The organism is Mucilaginibacter pineti, assembly GCF_900101875.1.
Taxonomy (GTDB): domain Bacteria; phylum Bacteroidota; class Bacteroidia; order Sphingobacteriales; family Sphingobacteriaceae; genus Mucilaginibacter; species Mucilaginibacter pineti.
Genome location: NZ_FNAI01000048.1, coordinates 1 through 1,532, shown reverse-complemented (window position 1 = coordinate 1,532; position 1,532 = coordinate 1). Strand labels below are relative to the sequence as shown.

Annotated in this window: 1 protein-coding gene and 1 pseudogene; both read left to right on the top strand. The window is 44.1% G+C overall.

Annotation, left to right across the window (positions count from 1 at the left end):
- Nucleotides 1–614: pseudogene (locus tag BLS59_RS31100) on the top strand (hypothetical protein); the annotation flags it as partial.
- A gap of 51 nt (nucleotides 615–665) precedes the next feature.
- On the top strand, nucleotides 666–1,343 hold the full coding sequence (locus BLS59_RS31095; RefSeq protein WP_091157931.1) for a hypothetical protein: 678 nt from the start codon (nucleotides 666–668) through the stop codon (nucleotides 1,341–1,343).
- Nucleotides 1,344–1,532: the final 189 nt, after the last annotated feature.

The window sequence follows — 1,532 nt, the reverse complement described above, 5'->3', positions numbered from 1 at the left end:
AGCCGTACACATTGAGAGGTGTACGTACGGTTCGGAGGCGAGTACTTGGAGATCCTGCCGTAGTAATATGGAAAGGCGCCGGGTGCTTAGCCTACGTAGTTGCCAACCGCATCGGGTTTGATGGCAAGACCGCCAGTGACAGCAATAGCTATAAGCATGTGGCAGAGTTCGCCCGGAAGATGGAACTGGAATACAAATTAGAGCGGGTATTAAGCCCTAATAAGTTTTTGAAGCCGGAGCAAAGGGTTGCACAAAGCCAGCGGATTGACAACCGTAAGGAAACGCTGAAAAAGCACCTGCAAACAGCGATCAAACAAAGCAGGGATGTGCAGCAGGTCAAAAAATATATGGAGCAGCGCGGCTATGAAGTAGAATTAGGCCGGGGTATCGCTTTTACCGATGCACAGCACGTCCGTTTTAAAGGCAGTCAGGTCGGCTATGCGCTGATGGATATTGAGAAGAAGTTAAAACAGGAACAGCTTTTACGTCAGCAGCAGGAGCAAAGCAAACAGGCGCAGTTATTAAGACAACAGCAGGAGGAATTGAAGAAACAGCAACAGCAGGAAAAGGAAATGCAGCAAACCCGGCAGCATTCGCAAGGCATCAGCCGATAATAATGCATGATCAATAGTGACATAATTTATGAACGTTTTAATTAGGACATCATGAAACCAAACGAAGAAACATCAATAGACGAAAAAACCTTAACAGCCATACTTACGGAGAATGTAGCAGAAATCAAAGAGATCAACGATTTCATCAAAGAGCAACAAAAACAGCTTGACAAGAAGAATGAGCTTATTGCCGAAAACGATAAGCAGACGCAAAAGCTGATCAGCAGCTTTGAGCAAAAGTATCAAAAGATTGAAGTTACGGTACCCGCACCGAGTACTTTACCACTGTCTAAGATTGCCAGTGACGGTATGACCGCCACGAGAACAGCCGTCTTACAGGTATTGCATGAATTATTTTCCAAGAACAGAATTTTGGTGTTACCGGAGGATGCCGGAAAGGGCTTTTTAAAGACGATGGCCAAGCGTGGCATGTATTTAACTGCTCTGGCTATTATAGTCGGCCTTGTTAGCTGGTTCGGCTTCCACAATTGGTATAAGGACAGCCAGAACAGTCGTTTCCGCAAAGCCTGGTACTGGAACTATCTTGTGGCTGATAGTACTAAAAAGCAGCGATTACAGAACCAACTGGATAGCCTGGATGTACCGGCGATCAACGAATACCGCACGGACAGTATAGAACGCTATTTGAAAATACGGGCAACCGAATTGCGGATCACGCAATTGGAAAGAGAAGCGGACAGTTTGAAAGCTTTGGCAAGGCAAAAGTAATTAACAAACAAAGGCTATCACGATGGATAAGCCTTTTATTAACTATTAACTGTGTATATAGGGGGAAAATAAATTATCAAATAAAAGCTCCCCAAGTCTTGCACCGGGAAGCTTTCAACCTAAACCTTATCACAATTAAACCGGCGAGATTGCCAGTTCAAAATAATAATCAAATCTAATCAATAAGAT